The sequence below is a fragment of the Halomonas sp. AOP7-E1-9 genome, from assembly GCF_052376035.1.
GTDB lineage: Bacteria > Pseudomonadota > Gammaproteobacteria > Pseudomonadales > Halomonadaceae > Vreelandella > Vreelandella citrativorans.
Window position 1 is genome coordinate 53,113 of sequence record NZ_JBQSVC010000013.1, and the last position, 16,158, is coordinate 69,270.

16 protein-coding genes are annotated in these 16,158 nt (G+C 54.0%); 8 read left to right on the forward strand and 8 right to left on the reverse strand.

Going from position 1 to position 16,158, the window contains the following annotated elements; translation table 11 throughout:
- Nucleotides 1–255: 255 nt before the first annotated feature.
- The 8 genes from ACT3R4_RS09425 to ACT3R4_RS09460 form a co-directional block, all read right to left on the reverse strand.
- Nucleotides 256–1,101, reverse strand: coding sequence for a 23S rRNA (adenine(2030)-N(6))-methyltransferase RlmJ (locus ACT3R4_RS09425; protein ID WP_441678667.1), 846 nt, complete (start codon nucleotides 1,099–1,101; stop codon nucleotides 256–258).
- Nucleotides 1,102–1,189: 88 nt separating this feature from the next.
- Entirely contained in the window at nucleotides 1,190–1,864 is a 675-nt protein-coding gene (locus ACT3R4_RS09430; RefSeq protein ID WP_441678665.1) for a YiaD family glycine zipper/OmpA-like lipoprotein, read from the reverse strand.
- A 31-nt stretch (nucleotides 1,865–1,895) separates the two neighbouring features.
- The gene (gene hemW, locus ACT3R4_RS09435; RefSeq protein ID WP_441678663.1) at nucleotides 1,896–3,062 is read right to left on the reverse strand and encodes a radical SAM family heme chaperone HemW; all 1,167 of its coding nucleotides are present in this window, start codon (nucleotides 3,060–3,062) and stop codon (nucleotides 1,896–1,898) included.
- Nucleotides 3,055–3,663, reverse strand: coding sequence for an RdgB/HAM1 family non-canonical purine NTP pyrophosphatase (gene rdgB / locus ACT3R4_RS09440; protein ID WP_192526919.1), 609 nt, complete (start codon nucleotides 3,661–3,663; stop codon nucleotides 3,055–3,057). Before rdgB ends, hemW begins: the two co-directional genes overlap by 8 nt.
- Nucleotides 3,664–3,705: 42 nt before the next feature.
- Nucleotides 3,706–4,986: a glutamate-1-semialdehyde 2,1-aminomutase gene (hemL, locus tag ACT3R4_RS09445; RefSeq protein WP_441678661.1), complete on the reverse strand. Its 1,281-nt coding sequence runs from the start codon at nucleotides 4,984–4,986 to the stop codon at nucleotides 3,706–3,708.
- Nucleotides 4,987–5,022: 36 nt separating this feature from the next.
- A complete protein-coding gene (gene thiD / locus ACT3R4_RS09450) occupies nucleotides 5,023–5,832 on the reverse strand; it encodes a bifunctional hydroxymethylpyrimidine kinase/phosphomethylpyrimidine kinase (protein WP_172118734.1) in 810 nt (269 codons plus the stop codon).
- Nucleotides 5,832–6,263 (reverse strand): protoporphyrinogen oxidase HemJ, encoded by a 432-nt coding sequence (gene hemJ, locus ACT3R4_RS09455; protein ID WP_087107012.1) that lies wholly within the window; start codon nucleotides 6,261–6,263, stop codon nucleotides 5,832–5,834. The genes thiD and hemJ overlap by 1 nt, the downstream gene beginning before the upstream one ends.
- Before the next feature lie 9 nt (nucleotides 6,264–6,272).
- A complete protein-coding gene (locus ACT3R4_RS09460; protein ID WP_441678659.1) occupies nucleotides 6,273–8,099 on the reverse strand; it encodes a chloride channel protein in 1,827 nt (608 codons plus the stop codon).
- Nucleotides 8,100–8,233: 134 nt separating this feature from the next.
- Between ACT3R4_RS09460 and argC the strand changes: the two genes are divergently transcribed.
- The 8 genes from argC (at nucleotide 8,234) to ACT3R4_RS09500 (ending at nucleotide 16,150) form a co-directional block, all read left to right on the forward strand.
- Entirely contained in the window at nucleotides 8,234–9,268 is a 1,035-nt protein-coding gene (gene argC / locus ACT3R4_RS09465) for an N-acetyl-gamma-glutamyl-phosphate reductase (RefSeq protein WP_441678657.1), read from the forward strand.
- 103 nt (nucleotides 9,269–9,371) lie between these two features.
- Entirely contained in the window at nucleotides 9,372–9,725 is a 354-nt protein-coding gene (gene erpA, locus ACT3R4_RS09470; protein WP_172118731.1) for an iron-sulfur cluster insertion protein ErpA, read from the forward strand.
- 155 nt (nucleotides 9,726–9,880) lie between these two features.
- A complete protein-coding gene (locus tag ACT3R4_RS09475; RefSeq protein WP_172118730.1) occupies nucleotides 9,881–10,648 on the forward strand; it encodes a transporter substrate-binding domain-containing protein in 768 nt (255 codons plus the stop codon).
- Nucleotides 10,649–10,751: 103 nt separating this feature from the next.
- Nucleotides 10,752–11,420, forward strand: a complete 669-nt coding sequence (locus tag ACT3R4_RS09480) for an amino acid ABC transporter permease (RefSeq protein WP_172118729.1) — start codon at nucleotides 10,752–10,754, stop codon at nucleotides 11,418–11,420.
- Nucleotides 11,421–11,434: 14 nt separating this feature from the next.
- Nucleotides 11,435–12,205 (forward strand): amino acid ABC transporter ATP-binding protein, encoded by a 771-nt coding sequence (locus ACT3R4_RS09485; RefSeq protein ID WP_172118728.1) that lies wholly within the window; start codon nucleotides 11,435–11,437, stop codon nucleotides 12,203–12,205.
- A 595-nt stretch (nucleotides 12,206–12,800) separates the two neighbouring features.
- On the forward strand, nucleotides 12,801–14,705 hold the full coding sequence (gene mnmG, locus ACT3R4_RS09490) for a tRNA uridine-5-carboxymethylaminomethyl(34) synthesis enzyme MnmG (RefSeq protein WP_441678655.1): 1,905 nt from the start codon (nucleotides 12,801–12,803) through the stop codon (nucleotides 14,703–14,705).
- Nucleotides 14,702–15,382, forward strand: coding sequence for a 16S rRNA (guanine(527)-N(7))-methyltransferase RsmG (gene rsmG / locus ACT3R4_RS09495; protein ID WP_172118726.1), 681 nt, complete (start codon nucleotides 14,702–14,704; stop codon nucleotides 15,380–15,382). Before mnmG ends, rsmG begins: the two co-directional genes overlap by 4 nt.
- Nucleotides 15,383–16,150 (forward strand): ParA family protein, encoded by a 768-nt coding sequence (locus ACT3R4_RS09500; RefSeq protein ID WP_172118725.1) that lies wholly within the window; start codon nucleotides 15,383–15,385, stop codon nucleotides 16,148–16,150.
- Nucleotides 16,151–16,158 lie beyond the last annotated feature (8 nt).

The following is a 16,158-nucleotide window of genomic DNA, read 5'->3' on the forward strand; positions in this document are numbered from 1 at the left end:
ACGTTATGTGGGCTTTGGTTAGCGGATTTTGATCCCTATTTACTCCCTAACAACCATAACATGTTGATTTATATATATTCTTTACATTCTGCATCGGCAAGTAATACGCTCACTTTATGGATCGGCGGGGCGGCGCTGTTGTTCCACCGTAATCCTAACGTCAAATGGTTTAGAATAGTGGTGGTAGTGGAGCGTGTTAAAACCACGCTAGAGATCATCTAGCGGGCGGCTTTCACTCAACGTTTTTGTGCCACCCTACTCCTCAACCCACCACTGCGCCTCAACGCGGCTTTCACTTCCAAGGCAACGGGTTACCTCTGCCATTGCGGTCTTCAGGCGCTCATCAAGCCCCCAGGGCGGGTTAACAACCAACATACCGCTACCGTACATACCGTGCGTTTGCTCACCTGGCACGCGCAGCAAAAGCTCGCTGCGCCATATTTTGCGAATACCGCTTGCCTTTAACCCGTCCAATAACGCGTGATGATGCCCAGCGGGTAGCAGGGGATACCAAATCAGTAGTATGGCGTGGCGCGCCTTTTCAAGCGTGTATATCGCCGTATCAACCACTTCCTGGTACTCCGCTTTACGCTCAAAACTAGGGTCAATCAATACGCAAAGCCGCGGGGTAGGCACCGGCAGCATGGCCGTTAAACCCGCTAAACCATCGCCATAAATACGTTTTGCCTGAGGAGGAAGAGACTGCGTGTTCAAGTGCTCATGCTCACCCGGATGAAGCTCAAAAAGGCGCAGCTTATCGTGCTCGCGCAATGATTGGCTTAGCCACCATGGGGAGCCGGGATAGTGCGTTAACGCACTGGTACTGGGCTGAACGCTGGTGACAGCATTTAACCAATCACAGAGTAATGGGTCGGTGAGCACCTCGCGTTCGTGCCATAGCGGCCAAATACCCTCACGATACTCCTGAAGCCGCTGCGTCTCTTTGGTGGCGAGTGGGTAAAGCCCTCTTCCCGCATGCGTATCTATATATGTAATGGGTGTTTTTTTACGTAATAAATAATCAACGACGGCGTAAAGCGTCAAGTGTTTGTGTACATCGGCAAAATTACCGGCGTGATAGGCGTGTTGATAAGACAGCATGGTAACTCGCAGATAAGTGAACGAAAAAAGCCCGCTATGGGATCATAGCGGGCTTTAAACGGTAATGCGCGGGGGAGTTATGTCTTACTTAGCCCTGGCCGTTACCGATTGGCGTCAGGGTGATTTCAACCCGACGGTTTTGTGCCCGGCCCTGCTCGGTATCGTTGCTGGCAACCGGCTGGTTAGCGCCGTATCCCATGGTGTTAAGACGCGAGGAGGATACCCCGTTTTGGCTTAAGTAGTTGCCCACTGACTGAGCTCGGCGCTCAGAGAGACGCTGGTTGTAGCTGGCATCCCCGGTGCTATCGGTGAAGCCGGCAATATTAACCCGCGTATCGGTGTATTGCTTGAGCACATTAGCCACTTCATTGAGCGCGCTACGCGCATCGCCGGTGAGATCCGAGGAGTCAAACCCGAACGTTACGCTACTGGGCATATTCAGTACGATATCATCGCCGCGACGGTCGATTTCAATGCGTGAACCTTGCAGGTTCTGGCGAAGCTGCTGTTCCTGGCGGTCCATGTAAGCACCAATACCGGCACCCGCAGCAGCACCTACGGCTGCGCCAATCAGGGCACGATCACGACGGCTGGTACTTCCGCTACCCGAAAGCGCACCCGCAGCAGCGCCTACCGCCGCACCAATCCCTGTTCCCATGCCGGTCGACGAACGTTGTGTCTGGCCACCATAAGGGTCAGAGGTGGCACAACCTGCCACTAGAATTGCAGCGGCCAACGGGGTCAGTAGTCGAGAAATACGCATCACTCACTCCTTGTATATTTTTGCGCTTGAATTATTCGTCGCTGATAAAGGCCAGCAACTCATTCAAGAATAATAGACCTTGAGGCGATGCACGCAGCTTTTCGGGCATTTCCATCAAAAGTCCTTTTTTGGAGGCCGTGTGTAAACGTGCCAGCAGTGTTTCCTGGGGCTGGCCGGTATGCGCCGACCACGTATGCATGGCAACGCCTTCGGTTAAGCGAAGCGCATTCATGGAAAACTCAAGTGGCAACTCGTCCGCCACGATAGGCTGCTTGCCCGCCAGGAAACCGCGTGGGTCATTATCACGTCGTAAGTAAGCATCCGGCTGGCGCGTTTTCCAGCGCCGCTCAATATGCCACTGCCCTTGCGGATCAATCGTCGTCAGCTTGCCGTGCGCTCCTGCGCCAATGCCCAGATAGTCGCCAAACTGCCAATAGTTGAGATTATGCCGGCTCTGCTTTCCAGGTTTTGCATAGGCTGAAATTTCGTAGCGTTCAAAGCCTGCCTGCTCCAATCGCTGATGACCAAGCTCCTGAATATCCCAAAGCGCCTCCTCTTCAGGCAGAACAGGTGGCTGAGAATGAAACGCGGTATTGGGCTCAAGGGTTAGCTGATACCAGGAGAGATGATCCGGTGACAGGGCAAGCGCCTGATCAATATCTTGAAGCGCCAAGGAGGGCGTCTGGCCAGGCAAGCCATGCATCAGGTCGATATTTATATTATCAAATCCCGCTGCACGCGCCTGGCCCACTGCGGTAATCGCCTCTTCACCGCCGTGAATACGTCCCAAAGCCTTCAACTGAGCGGGCTGAAAACTTTGGATACCTAATGAAAGACGATTGATGCCCGCTTCGCGGTAGCCAATAAACCGTGCCTGCTCGGTAGTGCCAGGATTCGCCTCCATGGTGATTTCCATGTTGGGTGCAAAGGGCAAACGTCGGCGTATTCCATTAAACAGCCGTTCAAAGAATGCGGGCGACATCAGGCTTGGCGTACCGCCACCAATAAAGATGGTCTGAATCTGACGCCCAGCGGCTAACGCCAGATCGCCATCCAGATCATGAAGTAGTGCCTTTAAGTAAGTCGCTTCGGGTAACTCACCGTCAGGTTCATGAGAGTTAAAGTCACAATAAGGGCACTTGCGTACGCACCAGGGCGTATGAATATAGAGCGATAACGGAGGTAATGGCTTAGCCATGTGCCACCTTAAGTATATCAACCAACCCTTGAAGCGCCCGCCCACGGTGGCTTAGCCGATTTTTTAATTCACTGGGTAATTCCGCCACGCTCATTCCCTGGTCGGGTAGCCAGAACAGCGGGTCATAGCCAAAGCCACCCTCTCCACGTGGATGAGCAAGTAACTCCCCTTCCCAGCTGTGCTGAACAATAACCGGTACCGGATCAGCAGGATGGCGCAAATAGACCAGCACGCACCAGTAGCGACCGGTGCGCTGACCTTCTGCACAGTCACTAAGCGCGGCCAGCAGTTTTTCATTGTTACGCTGATCGCTTTTCGGCTCACCAGCGTAGCGTGCGGAGTAAATCCCTGGCGCCCCTGAAAGCGCATCGACCTCAAGGCCGGAGTCATCAGCAAGCGCCGGTAAGCCGCTAACCCGGCTCGCCTCACGCGCTTTTAACAGGGCATTTTCAACAAAGGTTAGCCCCGTTTCTTCAACATCATGTACCCCAAAATCTGCTTGTGGACGTACATCCAGCCCTAACGGTGCCAGCAGTTGATTGAATTCTTTCAGCTTTCCCGCATTGCCGCTTGCCAGAACAAGGGTATTTACCGTGACCATCATATTTTCTCCCGGCATAAATATGGCAGGCAGGCTGCCTGACTACATTATTGAGAAGGCTTTTTCTGCAGCATCCAACGTAAATTGGATATCCTCGGGCGTATGAGCACTCGACATAAAGCCTGCCTCAAACGCTGAAGGGGCCAGGTAAACGCCGTGATCCAGCATCGCGCCAAAGAAACGGCGGAACGCCTCCGGGTCACACGCGGTTGCCTGGGCAAAGTTATCCACACGGCGTTGAGAGGTGAAAAACAGCCCAAACATGCCACCCGCTGACTGTGTCATCATGGAGACACCTGCCGCATTAGCGCGCTCTTTCAGGCCGCTGCAAAGTGTTTCAACTCGCTGAGAAAGCGCGTCATGAAAGCCGGGGACCTGGAGCTTGGTTAATAACGCAATACCTGCCGCCATCGCCAAGGGGTTACCCGACAGCGTACCTGCTTGATAAATCGGCCCCATGGGGGAGATGTTTTGCATAATCTCGCGTTTGCCGCCAAACGCACCTACCGGCATACCGCCACCAACAATCTTACCCAGGCACGTTAAATCAGGAGTAATACCGTAATGCGCCTGAGCCCCACCCAGCGCAACGCGGAACCCGGTCATGACTTCATCGAAAATCAGAATGCTTTCATGCTCGTTGCACACACGGCGCAATGTTTCCAAAAAGCCCGGCTGGGGAGGAATACAGTTCATGTTACCTGCGACCGGCTCAACGATAATGCAGGCAATCTGGTCGCCGATTTCAGCAAAGCACTCTTCCACACCTTCAATATCGTTATAGGAGAGCGTAATGGTGTGCTCGGCAAGTGACGCGGGAACACCTGGCGAGCTGGGTTCGCCATGGGTGAGCGCGCCAGAGCCCGCTTTTACCAGCAACGAATCAGAATGGCCGTGATAGTTACCTTCAAACTTAACGATCTTGTCGCGCCCGGTGGTGCCGCGAGCCAAGCGGATCGCCGACATGGTGGCTTCCGTACCGGAGCTGGTCATGCGCACCATTTCCATGGTGGGGATCATTTCGCAGATCAGATCTGCCATGGTGGTTTCAACCGCGGTCGGGGTACCAAACGAGAGACCGTTGTCCAAACGAGCACGTACCGCTGCCAACACATCCTGGTCCGCATGACCGGTAATCATTGGGCCCCAGGAACCTACATAGTCCACGTAGCGGTTGCCTTCCACATCAAACAGATAAGCGCCCTGGGCGCGCTCCATAAATACCGGCGGACGGTGCAGGCCTTTAAACGCACGTACCGGCGAATTTACGCCACCTGGAATATGGCGGCTAGCAAGCTCAAACAGTTCAGCAGATGTGGTCATGGCGTCCTCAATATCAATGGCGTAGCGCGAATAAAATCAAAAGCGAACCGGCCGTGGCAAGCGATTAGGTAAACACTGCCCGCTAGGCGGCTGATACCCATGAGACAGACTCTCCCAGGTAAAGTGCTGGGCCTGTTCACAGGCCGTCGGCAAACGCTCACCGGCGGCCAGGCGTGCCGCAATGGCAGATGCCAAGGTGCAGCCTGAACCGTGAAACCGTTCCGGCAGACGTGGCCACTGCCATTGGCGCGTGGTATCCGGCGAGTGCAGTGTATTAACAACCTGCTGCTCGTTACCTGGAACAGGCTCATCGGTCGCGGTTACTAAAATAGCCTGGCAACCCTGGGATAAAAGTGCGACGGCGCGCGCCGTATCATCCAGGGGGCCGTCAATCTCTGGAGTGAGCTGCTTAAGCTCATAACGGTTGGGCGTTAAGATATCCACAAGCGGTAGCAGGCGAGCCGCATAGAGGCGTTGCAATTGGGGTGTGGATAACTCAGTACCGCCACCGGCTTTAAGTACTGGGTCGGCCACAACCGGGATGCCTGGGAAACGGCGAATAATCTGCTCGGCTGCTCTTAGCGTTGCTTCATCTGCCAACAGGCCCAGCTTGATCGCAGCAACCTGCATCCCGCTAAGCGCCTCTGCCATTTGGCGCATCAACGCGGGGTCGGCCGGAACGACATGGCTCACGTTATGGCAGTTTTGCACCGTTAACGCGGTGGGAATCGTCACTGCCCAACCGCCACAGGCGGCAATGGCTTCGCTATCTGCCACTAAACCCGCTCCGCCCGTCGGGTCATGGCCCGCCAGTACTAAAACAACCGGTGAAAGAGGTTGGCGCATCAAAAAGGTTTCACAACGGCAAGTAGAATAATCGCCACTAGCGCAATCACCGGCGCTTCGTTGAACCAGCGAAAGAACGTGTGGCTTTTCGTGCAGCGATCCTGGGCAAACTGTTTTAAATAAATCAGACAGACGTGATGATAGGCGATCAGCAGTACCACAAAGGTGAGTTTAACGTGCATCCAGCCTTGGCTGAACCAGCCGGGCACCAGATACAGCATCGCCCCGCCAAAGATAAGCACCAGTATCATGGAAGGCGTCATGATGCCGCGATAAAGCTTACGCTCCATGGTTTTGAAATAGGCGATAGCTTGATCGTCGCCTTTATCTCGTGCCATGGCGTGATACACATACAGCCGCGGCAAATAAAACAGGGCGGCAAACCAGGTCACCATGGTCATTAAATGCAGGGCCTTCAACCATAGATACATTGTCTCTCCTTATACGGGCGAATCATTCGCTTTCGGGTCAGTACGGGTATTTGGGTCAGCGTCGGTATTGGGGTCAGAATAGTAATAATAACGTTCAATGGCACCACGGGTGATGATACCTGAAATTCGCTGCCGCTTTGGCCGATAACCGTGCACTACATAAAGCGCGCCCAAGGCATCGTCTTGAAGCTTTACAAACGCCTCTGACAGGGTGGCCTGTAGGCCAATCGGCGCAAGTTCCAGGCGCTGGCCCGGAATTTCCAGTAAATCGACGGATTCATTATCGGGAGGAGCATCGCCATCAAGCGCTTCATCGTGCTCCAAAAGCCACCGCGCCAGCGCCGACGCTTTTAACGCCAGTACCGATTTTTCTTCATTTGAACGCTCAATAATCAGCCAGACAGGATTGGTTTCCAGTAGTTTACGTGCCTGCTCAAACGTCACCTTGCGCTCAGTACGTACCAGGCTTCGCTCCATCACCGCAGGCACCGACACGCGGGAAAGCGCCTGCATTAACGGCTGTTGAAGCGGGTGCAGCCCATAACGTACGGAACTAATAAAAAATCCTTCGCAGCCGGTAAGCTGGCGAGACGTCAGGCAGGCAACCACCACCACCAACATACCCGGCAACATGACATGCGGCGTATGAGTAAGCTCCAACAGCGCCATTAACGCCGCAAGCGGCGCTTGCAGCACCGCCCCCATCATGGCCGCCATGCCTAACATGGCGTAAATGCCTGGGTCTGACGCTTTATCAGGCCATAGCCAGCCACCCAAAATACCGCCCAGCACGCCTGTCGCAGCACCAATCACCAGCGTGGGGCCAATAATCCCGATGGGTACGCTACCTGATACGGTCAGGGCGGTAATCAAAAGCTTGGCAATCATCAGCGCCAGCAACACGTTAATGTCCAATTGATTATTAAGCGCCGCCGCCACACTATCGTAGCCAATTCCCTGAACCTGCGGAAACCACCATGCCACCACCCCGGTCGCCACCCCCACACAAGCCAAACGAAGCCACAACGGCCATGCCTGCATGCGTTTGTTACGTGAAATATGAATAAATAGCCCCGCCAATAGCCCGACCACAAAGCCGAGTACGATGACCCACGGTAAATTCATGAGCGAGCCCAGCACGACCTCGGGGATACGAAAAGCCGGCTCATTGCCATACACCATCTGCGCAATGAGCGCCGCCATCGTAGAGGCTAAAATCACCGGCATAAAGCTCATCAGGGTATACTCCATCATGACGACTTCCATGGCGAAGATAACCCCGGCAACCGGTGTATTGAACGACGCAGAAATCCCCGCCGCCGTCCCACAGGCAACCAAAACGCGCAGGCTGTTATTGGGTAACCGAAGCTTGACTCCCAACCCGCTTGACGCGGCAGCGCCTAAATGAATAGCCGGGCCTTCCCTCCCAGCAGAGAGCCCACCAAGAACCGACACCACCCCCACCCACCATTGATTCAGCCAGTTTCGCATTGGGAAGCGGCCCTGGTGATAAGAGAGGCGCTCAATAACGTGCCCTACTCCCATCTTTTGGGCAGCGGCTTTTTGCCGATAAAGCAGCAGCCCCAGCACGCTAACGGCAATAATAGGCAGCAGTGAGCGCAGCCACGGAGGCAGTCCTTCAAATCCTTCCGGGTTTCCATCCGGCATATAAAACACCGCCCCCGCTTCGAGCAGTAGCCGGAAGGCGACCATCGCCGCCCCCGTAATGATCCCCGACACTAACCCCAATACGCACAGCTGAGGCAGCGCATCAACATGGGCCAACTGGCGTCGAAACCCCTCGAGGGTGAAATCTGATCGGGAAAAACGCGCCACGACGACCTTCCTTTACGCATGTAGTGTAGTTCTCTTGTGTATCATAGCCCGATACGCTTCGACAGCCTGCGCCAATCTGTTTAGGCTGTTAATTATTACCCTGTCTCGAATGTGCAACGTGTAAGGAGTCGTTTGTGATTAAGGTCGGAATTGTCGGCGGTACCGGTTATACCGGCGTTGAGCTACTGCGGTTACTCGCCCATCACCCCCATGTCAGCGTTGAAGCCATTACCTCGCGCTCGGAAGCCGGCGTCAAGGTATGCGATATGTATCCCAATCTGCGCGGCCACTACGACACATTGACGTTCAGTGAACCCGATGCAAAGCAGTTAGGCGATATGGATGCGGTATTTTTCGCCACTCCCCACGGTGTTGCCCACGCTTTGGCTGGCGAGCTTTTGGACAAAGGCACCCGCATTATCGACCTGTCGGCTGACTTCCGCCTGCGTGATGTCAAGGTATGGAGCCAGTGGTACGGCCAACCTCACGGTGCGCCTTCGCTACTTGAAGAAGCGGTCTATGGCCTGCCCGAGATGCACCGCGAAAAAATCAAAACGGCGCGCCTGGTGGCCGTGCCAGGCTGCTATCCAACCTCTGTGCAGCTAGGCTACCTGCCGCTGCTGGAAGCCGGGCTGGTTGATCCTCAACAGCTGATTGCTGACTGCAAGTCAGGTGTGACGGGGGCAGGCCGAGGGGCCAAGGTGCCTTCACTACTGGCAGAAGCCAGTGAATCTTTCAAAGCTTACGGCGCCTCAGGGCATCGTCATTTGCCCGAAATCCGCCAGGGCCTTGGTGATATGCAGGCGCACCCGGTGGGGCTGACCTTCGTTCCTCATTTAACACCGATGATACGGGGCATTCACGCCACGCTCTATAGTCAGCTCACCACCTCAGTGGATGACCTTCAGGCGCTGTTTGAAAAACGTTATGCAAGCGAACCCTTTGTTGATGTGATGCCTGCGGGTAGCCATCCTGAAACGCGCAGCGTTAAAGGCATCAACACCTGCCGTCTGGCCGTGCATCGTCCGGAAAATAGCAACACCGTCGTCGTGTTATCGGTCATTGATAACCTGGTGAAAGGCGCCTCGGGCCAAGCCATTCAAAACCTCAATCTGATGTTTGGGTTCGAGGAGAGCATGGGCTTGACCGCTCCTGCCTTGATGCCATAAGCCACGTACAAAATCCCGGCAATAGTTGACCCTTTTGCTGGGAATTATCCATAATCATCTTCCAATGCTGATTATTCGTTCTTAAAGCTCGCGGGAGGTACCCATGAGCGGTGCAGAAGCTTTTGTTCCAACCCCTTTAATGCTGTCCGATAGCGCACGTAAACGTATCCGTGCCCTAATGGATGAAGAAAATAACCCTGCGCTAAAACTGCGCGTCTATGTCACCGGCGGTGGCTGTTCAGGTTTTCAGTACGGCTTCGATTTTGCCGATACGGTCGCCGAAGACGATACGCTCATTGAATTTGGCACGGCGACCCTGGTGGTCGACCCTCTCTCCTACCAGTATCTGGTTGGCTCGACGGTGGATTACGAAGAAGGCCTCGCTGGCGCACGCTTTCGCATTCAAAACCCCAATGCCACCACCACCTGCGGCTGCGGCGCCTCTTTTATGGTGTAGGCGCTTATAACGCTAGCAAAGCGTTGGTACCCATGACTTGACGCCTTGGTGGTTTCTCGCCAAGGTTAAAAGGTCAACAATTGCTCTAACGCGGTGTGAAGAGAACGTCGTCTCTTCTTTTCACCGCTTCAGCGCTATAAAACATGGGGAAACCAATGAAAACCATACTAACGACAACTGCTATCGCTTCCTCCATCGCTCTGGGTTTAAGCGGCGCCTCTGTCGCCATGGCCCAAACGCCTTCTGTTAATGTCGCAACCGACCCAAGCTTTGTTCCTTTTGAAATGATGGATTCAGAAACCGGCGAGATGATCGGTTTCGATATGGATATTATCAATGCCGTTGCCGAGCGTGCCGGTTTTGAGGTCAATCTCACCACCATGGAATTTTCGGGCATTATTCCCGCCGTGCAAACCGGCAGTCAGGAAATTGCCATCGCAGGCACGACCATCACCGAAGAGCGTGCGCAGGTCGTTGACTTCTCTGACCCCTACTACGATTCCGGTCTACAGATTATCGTTCGTGCCAACAACGAAGACATCTCTTCATTGGAAGACCTCCAGGGCCTGACCATCGGTACCAAGATCGGCTCGACAAGCTACGACTTCCTCCAGCAAGAGCTGGGTGAAGGCGCTGACATCACGCCCTATCCAGGCACCGCCGACATGTACATGGCTCTGCTGGGCCGCAACGTAGACGCCGTGCTGTATGACGCCCCTAATGTTGCTTACTTCTCCCAAACCCGCGGCGAAGGACGTACCAAAGTGGTGGGACCGCTTTATGAAGGCCAGCAGTATGGCATTGTGTTCCATAAGGGCAGCGAATGGGTAGAACCCACCAATGAAGCCCTGGCCGCCATGCGTGAAGACGGCACTTACGACGAAATCTACAAAAAATGGTTCGGTGAAGCCACCAGCGAGTAACCCAGCGGCGCTATAGAGTTAACAGCTAATTTATCACAGGGCCGGGCGGCTACCCTCCCGGCCCTGTGACGTTATACGTCGCGTGTTTTTTTGGAGATAAGACGTGGATTTCGACTTTCATTTCGACTGGGCAGCCGCGTTTGCGTCGATCCCTTACCTGCTACCGGGTATTCCCTGGACGCTGCTAATTTCATTTGGCGGTCTAGCAATCGGCTTTTTTATTGGTATTTTCTTTGGCCTGCTGCGTATTAGTCCGATCCGCTGGCTACGCTGGGTGGCCCTTTGCTACATAGAAGTGTTTCGTGGTACGCCTATCCTCGTGCAGGTACTGTTTATTTTCTACGGCCTGCCCCAGCTACTGGGCAGTCCTATCAATGCGCTGGTCGCAGGCATTGCCGCTATTGCGGTTAACTCGGGTGCGTATATTTCTGAAATCGTGCGAGGCGGCGTGCAGTCCATTGAGCGCGGCCAGCGTGAAGCATCCCTCTCGTTAGGGCTTTCGCGCGCTCAGGCCTTTCGCTATGTGATTTGGCCCCAGGCGCTGCGTCGTATGATTCCTCCGCTTGGCAATCAGGCCATTATCAGCATTAAAGATACCTCACTATTTTCAGTCATTGGGGTCAGCGAGCTGGTACGCCAGGGGCAAATCTATATCGCGACAACCTTCACCGCCCTGGAGGTCTACTTTATGGTTGCGGTGATGTATTTAGCGATTACCTGGACCCTCTCTATTCTTCTGCGCCTGCTGGAGCGTAGAGGCATCGCAGGCTGATAAGGAAACGTACAATGACCGATACCGTGTCACCCACAACGCCCTCCATTGTGCGTATGCAAAAGCTGAATAAACATTTTGGCAACCTGCACGTACTCAATGAGATCGACCTTGAAATTATCCCCGGTGAAGTCGTCGTCATTATTGGCGCAAGCGGGTCAGGTAAATCCACGCTGATTCGCTGCATCAATGGGCTGGAAGAGTTTCAGTCGGGCATGCTGGAAGTAGATGGCAATACGCTAACGCCTAACGGCAAGAGCAGCAAGGCACTACAAACCATCCGTACGGAAGTCGGTATGGTGTTTCAGCAGTTCAATCTATTTCCCCACCTTAGCGTGATCGATAACATCACCCTGGCACCCATGAAGGTGCGTGGCTGGAACCGCGACGATGCAGTGGCAACCGCAAAACGCCTGCTGGATAGGGTCGGAATTGCCGACCAGGCCGATAAGTACCCCAGTCAGCTCTCAGGTGGTCAACAGCAGCGTGTTGCCCTCGCCCGTGCCTTGGCCATGGAGCCTCGGCTTATGCTGTTTGATGAGCCTACCTCAGCGCTTGATCCCGAAATGATTGGTGAAGTGCTGGACGCCATGCGTGAGCTGGCGAAAGAGGGCATGACCATGGTGATTGTCACGCATGAAATGGGCTTTGCCCGTGAAGTAGCCGATCGCGTGATTTTTATCCATAAAGGGGTTATTGCTGAGCAAGGAGCGCCACAACAGCTCTTCGATTCGCCTCAGCATGAACGCACTCAATCGTTTCTTGCCCGGGTGCTTAAACACTAATCTTTAGCACTCACCTTAAGCACGAATACCGGCAAAAAATACCCGCTTTAACGCATTTTTTATGGCCTGTCCTTGCGACAGGCCATTTTTTTTCCCTGTGGATAGTTTTTTTATTTTAAAACGCTACAACATGCCACAGCGCCCATGAGGAGCGCCTTTAAGGTGGACATGCAATGCTTTTTAGATGTGTTCACAGCTGCGGTAACAACGTCGGTATGAGTAGGTGGATAAGCCGTGTTTTTATGGCGCTGTGGGTAAGTAGCGGTTCCATCCACAGGGCCTACACCGTTTCTACGCAGCTAATACGCTGCTTAACCACGTAAAGGTCAACATTTTAAGCATTTGAATTTTATAAACTTAATAGAGTTATACACAGAAACTGTCCACACTAATAATTACAGTATTAACAGAACTTCTCTTATTTTATTTATATATTGTTATTAATAGAGAGTAACTGAGCAGACGAGGTGTGGAAAAACCTGACGGTTACCCACAGGGGGTTTATACTGGCGGGCTTGTTTAACTACGCCGACACGTCTGAAACTGACGAAACGGCCACATCATTCGTGCCAATTGGCGCAAGACGAGGTGTCTCTTGAATTACCCCGACCGCTTTGACGTGATTGTCATCGGCGGTGGCCATGCGGGAACTGAAGCCGCACTGGCCTCTGCTCGTATGGGCTGTCAGACCCTACTGCTCACGCATAACATCGAGACCTTGGGTCAGATGTCGTGCAACCCCGCTATTGGCGGCATTGGCAAAAGCCATCTGGTGAAAGAGATCGATGCGCTAGGCGGGGCGATGGGGCTTGCCACGGATTTAGGCGGCATTCAGTTCCGGGTGTTAAACGCTCGAAAAGGGCCGGCAGTACGTGCCACACGTGCTCAAGCAGACCGCGTTCGCTACAAAGCAGCGATCCGCGGCATGTTGGAAAACCAGCCAAATTTAACGATTTTCCAGCAGGCAGCTGGTGATCTGATTGTGGATAACGAGACGGTTCGTGGCGTTGTAACGGAGACTGGTATTCGTTTTTATGCCGAGTCCGTTGTGCTGTCGACGGGTACGTTTTTAGGTGGTGTGATTCACATCGGCCTGGATCAAAGTCGCGGCGGTCGAGCAGGTGATCCACCCTCGAATGCCTTGGCTGAGCGTCTGCGTGCCCTGCCATTTCGGGTTGACCGGCTCAAAACCGGCACGCCACCGCGCATTGATGCTAAAAGCGTGGATTTCTCACAGCTTGAAGAACAGCCTGGCGATACGCCAACACCGGTCATGTCCTACCTTGGTTCGCGGGATATGCACCCTCAGCAAGTCAGCTGTCATATTGCGCACACCAATGAGCGCACGCATGAGCTGATTCTGGCGAATCTTGATCGCTCACCGATGTACTCCGGCGTGATCGAAGGCGTGGGTCCGCGCTACTGCCCATCAATTGAAGACAAGGTTCATCGCTTTGCCGATAAATCGAGCCATCAGGTCTTTATTGAACCTGAAGGCCTGGATACTCACGAACTGTATCCCAACGGTATCTCTACCTCGCTGCCCTTTGATGTGCAACTGCAGGTAGTGCGCTCGATTAAAGGGCTGGAGAACGCGCATATCACGCGGCCAGGCTATGCCATTGAGTATGATTTCTTCGATCCGCAGGATTTAAAACACTCACTGGAAACCAAATTTATCCACAACTTGTTTTTTGCCGGGCAGATCAATGGCACAACAGGTTACGAGGAAGCCGGGGCGCAAGGCCTGCTGGCCGGGCTCAACGCCGCGCGGCGTGCCATGCAGCAGGATGCCTGGTACCCACGTCGTGATGAGGCCTATCTTGGCGTGCTGGTGGACGACCTGATCACGATGGGCACCAAAGAGCCTTACCGTATGTTTACCTCCAGGGCGGAATACCGGTTATTGCTGCGTGAAGATAACGCCGACTTGCGACTGACTGAAAAAGGCCGTGAGTTAGGCTTGGTGAATGACCAGCGCTGGGAAGCATTTAGTAAAAAGCGCGAAGCCATTGCGCTGGAGACCGCGCGTTTAGCCAGTGTTTGGATTCAGCCAAGCAGCCCGGCTGCGGCAAAAATTGCTGAAAAAACCGGCAAACCGCTCTCCCGCGAGTATCGGTTGAGCGATCTGCTCAAGCGCCCGGAGCTAAATTATGCGGACCTTACTGAACTGCCGGGGCTGGAAAGCGGCGTTATCAATGATGAAGCCGTTGCCGAACAGGTACAGATTCAGTCGAAGTACGAAGGCTATATCGAACGTCAACAGTATGAAATTGATAAGCTTAAGCGCCATGAAGCGATGCCACTTCCCGCCGACCTGGATTACCAGCGGGTGGAAGGGCTCTCCAATGAGATTCGCCAGAAGCTGACCAACGTACGGCCTGAAACACTGGCCCAAGCGGCGCGTATTTCAGGCGTAACACCGGCCGCAGTGTCTATTTTGCTGGTGCATCTTAAAAAGCGTCGTCTGATCGCCTCGCCCGAGGTGGCTAACGGATGAGCGGTTTAACTGTATTGGTGAGTAGCTTGCCTGTGAGTGTCGCTGCACGACTGGATAATGGATTAGCGCAGCTCGGTTTAACGGTAACGGTAAGCCAGCGTGAACAGTTGCTTGGGTTTGTCGCCCTATTGCACAAGTGGAACAAGGCTTATAACCTCACGGCAGTTCGCGATATTGATGATATGGTGGCACGTCACATACTGGATAGTGCGGCTGTCGCGCCTTATGTGCATGGCCCTAGATTGCTGGATGTGGGTGCGGGGCCAGGTCTGCCGGGTATCGTGCTGGCCATCCTTGATCCGGCGCTGTCCGTTACGCTTTTGGATAGTAATGGTAAAAAAGTCCGTTTTCAGCGCCAGGCTATCATGGAGCTTGGGCTAAAAAACGTGACTGCAAGCCAGGCGCGGGTGGAGACGTTTAGTGACCAGCCGTTTGATCAGGTAATTTCACGCGCGTTCGCAAGCCTGGTGGACTTTGTCACCCTAACGCGTGAACTACCCACGGCGAACGGACAGTGGTTGGCCATGAAAGGTCCTGGCGCTGACGATGAGTTGCGTGAACTGCCCAGCGGTATTCGACTGCAAACACGTCACCTGCTAAACGTGCCCTTCGATACGGCCAAGCGACAGCTATTGATTCTGAACGTTGATTCTGAACCCCAGGAAGGAGTTGAGTAAGTGAGCCAGATCATTGCCCTGACCAATCAAAAAGGCGGCGTGGGCAAGACCACCTCAGCCGTTAACCTGGCGGCTAGCCTTGCTGCTCTTGATCGTCGAGTGCTGCTGGTGGACCTTGATCCTCAAGGGCACGCCAGCATGGGCAGTGGTATTGATAAACACGAACTCGATAAAAGCGTCCTGGATGTACTGCTCGGCGATGCCACCGCCGCCGATACCATCGTGCGCGACCTGCCGGTCAACTATGATGTTCTCCCCGGTAACGGTGACTTGACCGCTGCGGAAGTCGAATTGCTGGATCTTGATAAGCGCGAAAGCTGCCTGACCACGGCGCTTGGCTCGGTTGCTGAGAAGTACGATGTGGTGCTGATTGACTGCCCACCGTCGCTCAATATGCTGACCGTTAATGCGCTGACGGCAGCGGATAGCGTGCTTATTCCGCTGCAGTGCGAGTTTTACGCGCTGGAAGGACTGTCGGCGCTGTTGGATACTGTTGAACAGATTAAGCAAAGCGTTAATCCTGATTTGGCGATTGCGGGTATTCTGCGCACCATGTACGACAAGCGCACCAGCCTAACGCGGGAAGTGGACAAGCAGCTGCGAGACTTCTTTGGCGATGCGCTGATCAAGACGACGATCCCGCGCAACGTCAAAGTGGCTGAAGCGCCAAGCCACGGAATACCCGTGACGCAATATGCCCGCTTCTCACGCGGCAGCCAGGCGTACCGCGTACTGGCAAAAGAGATGATTCGTCGGTTATCGCTATAACGTATTGA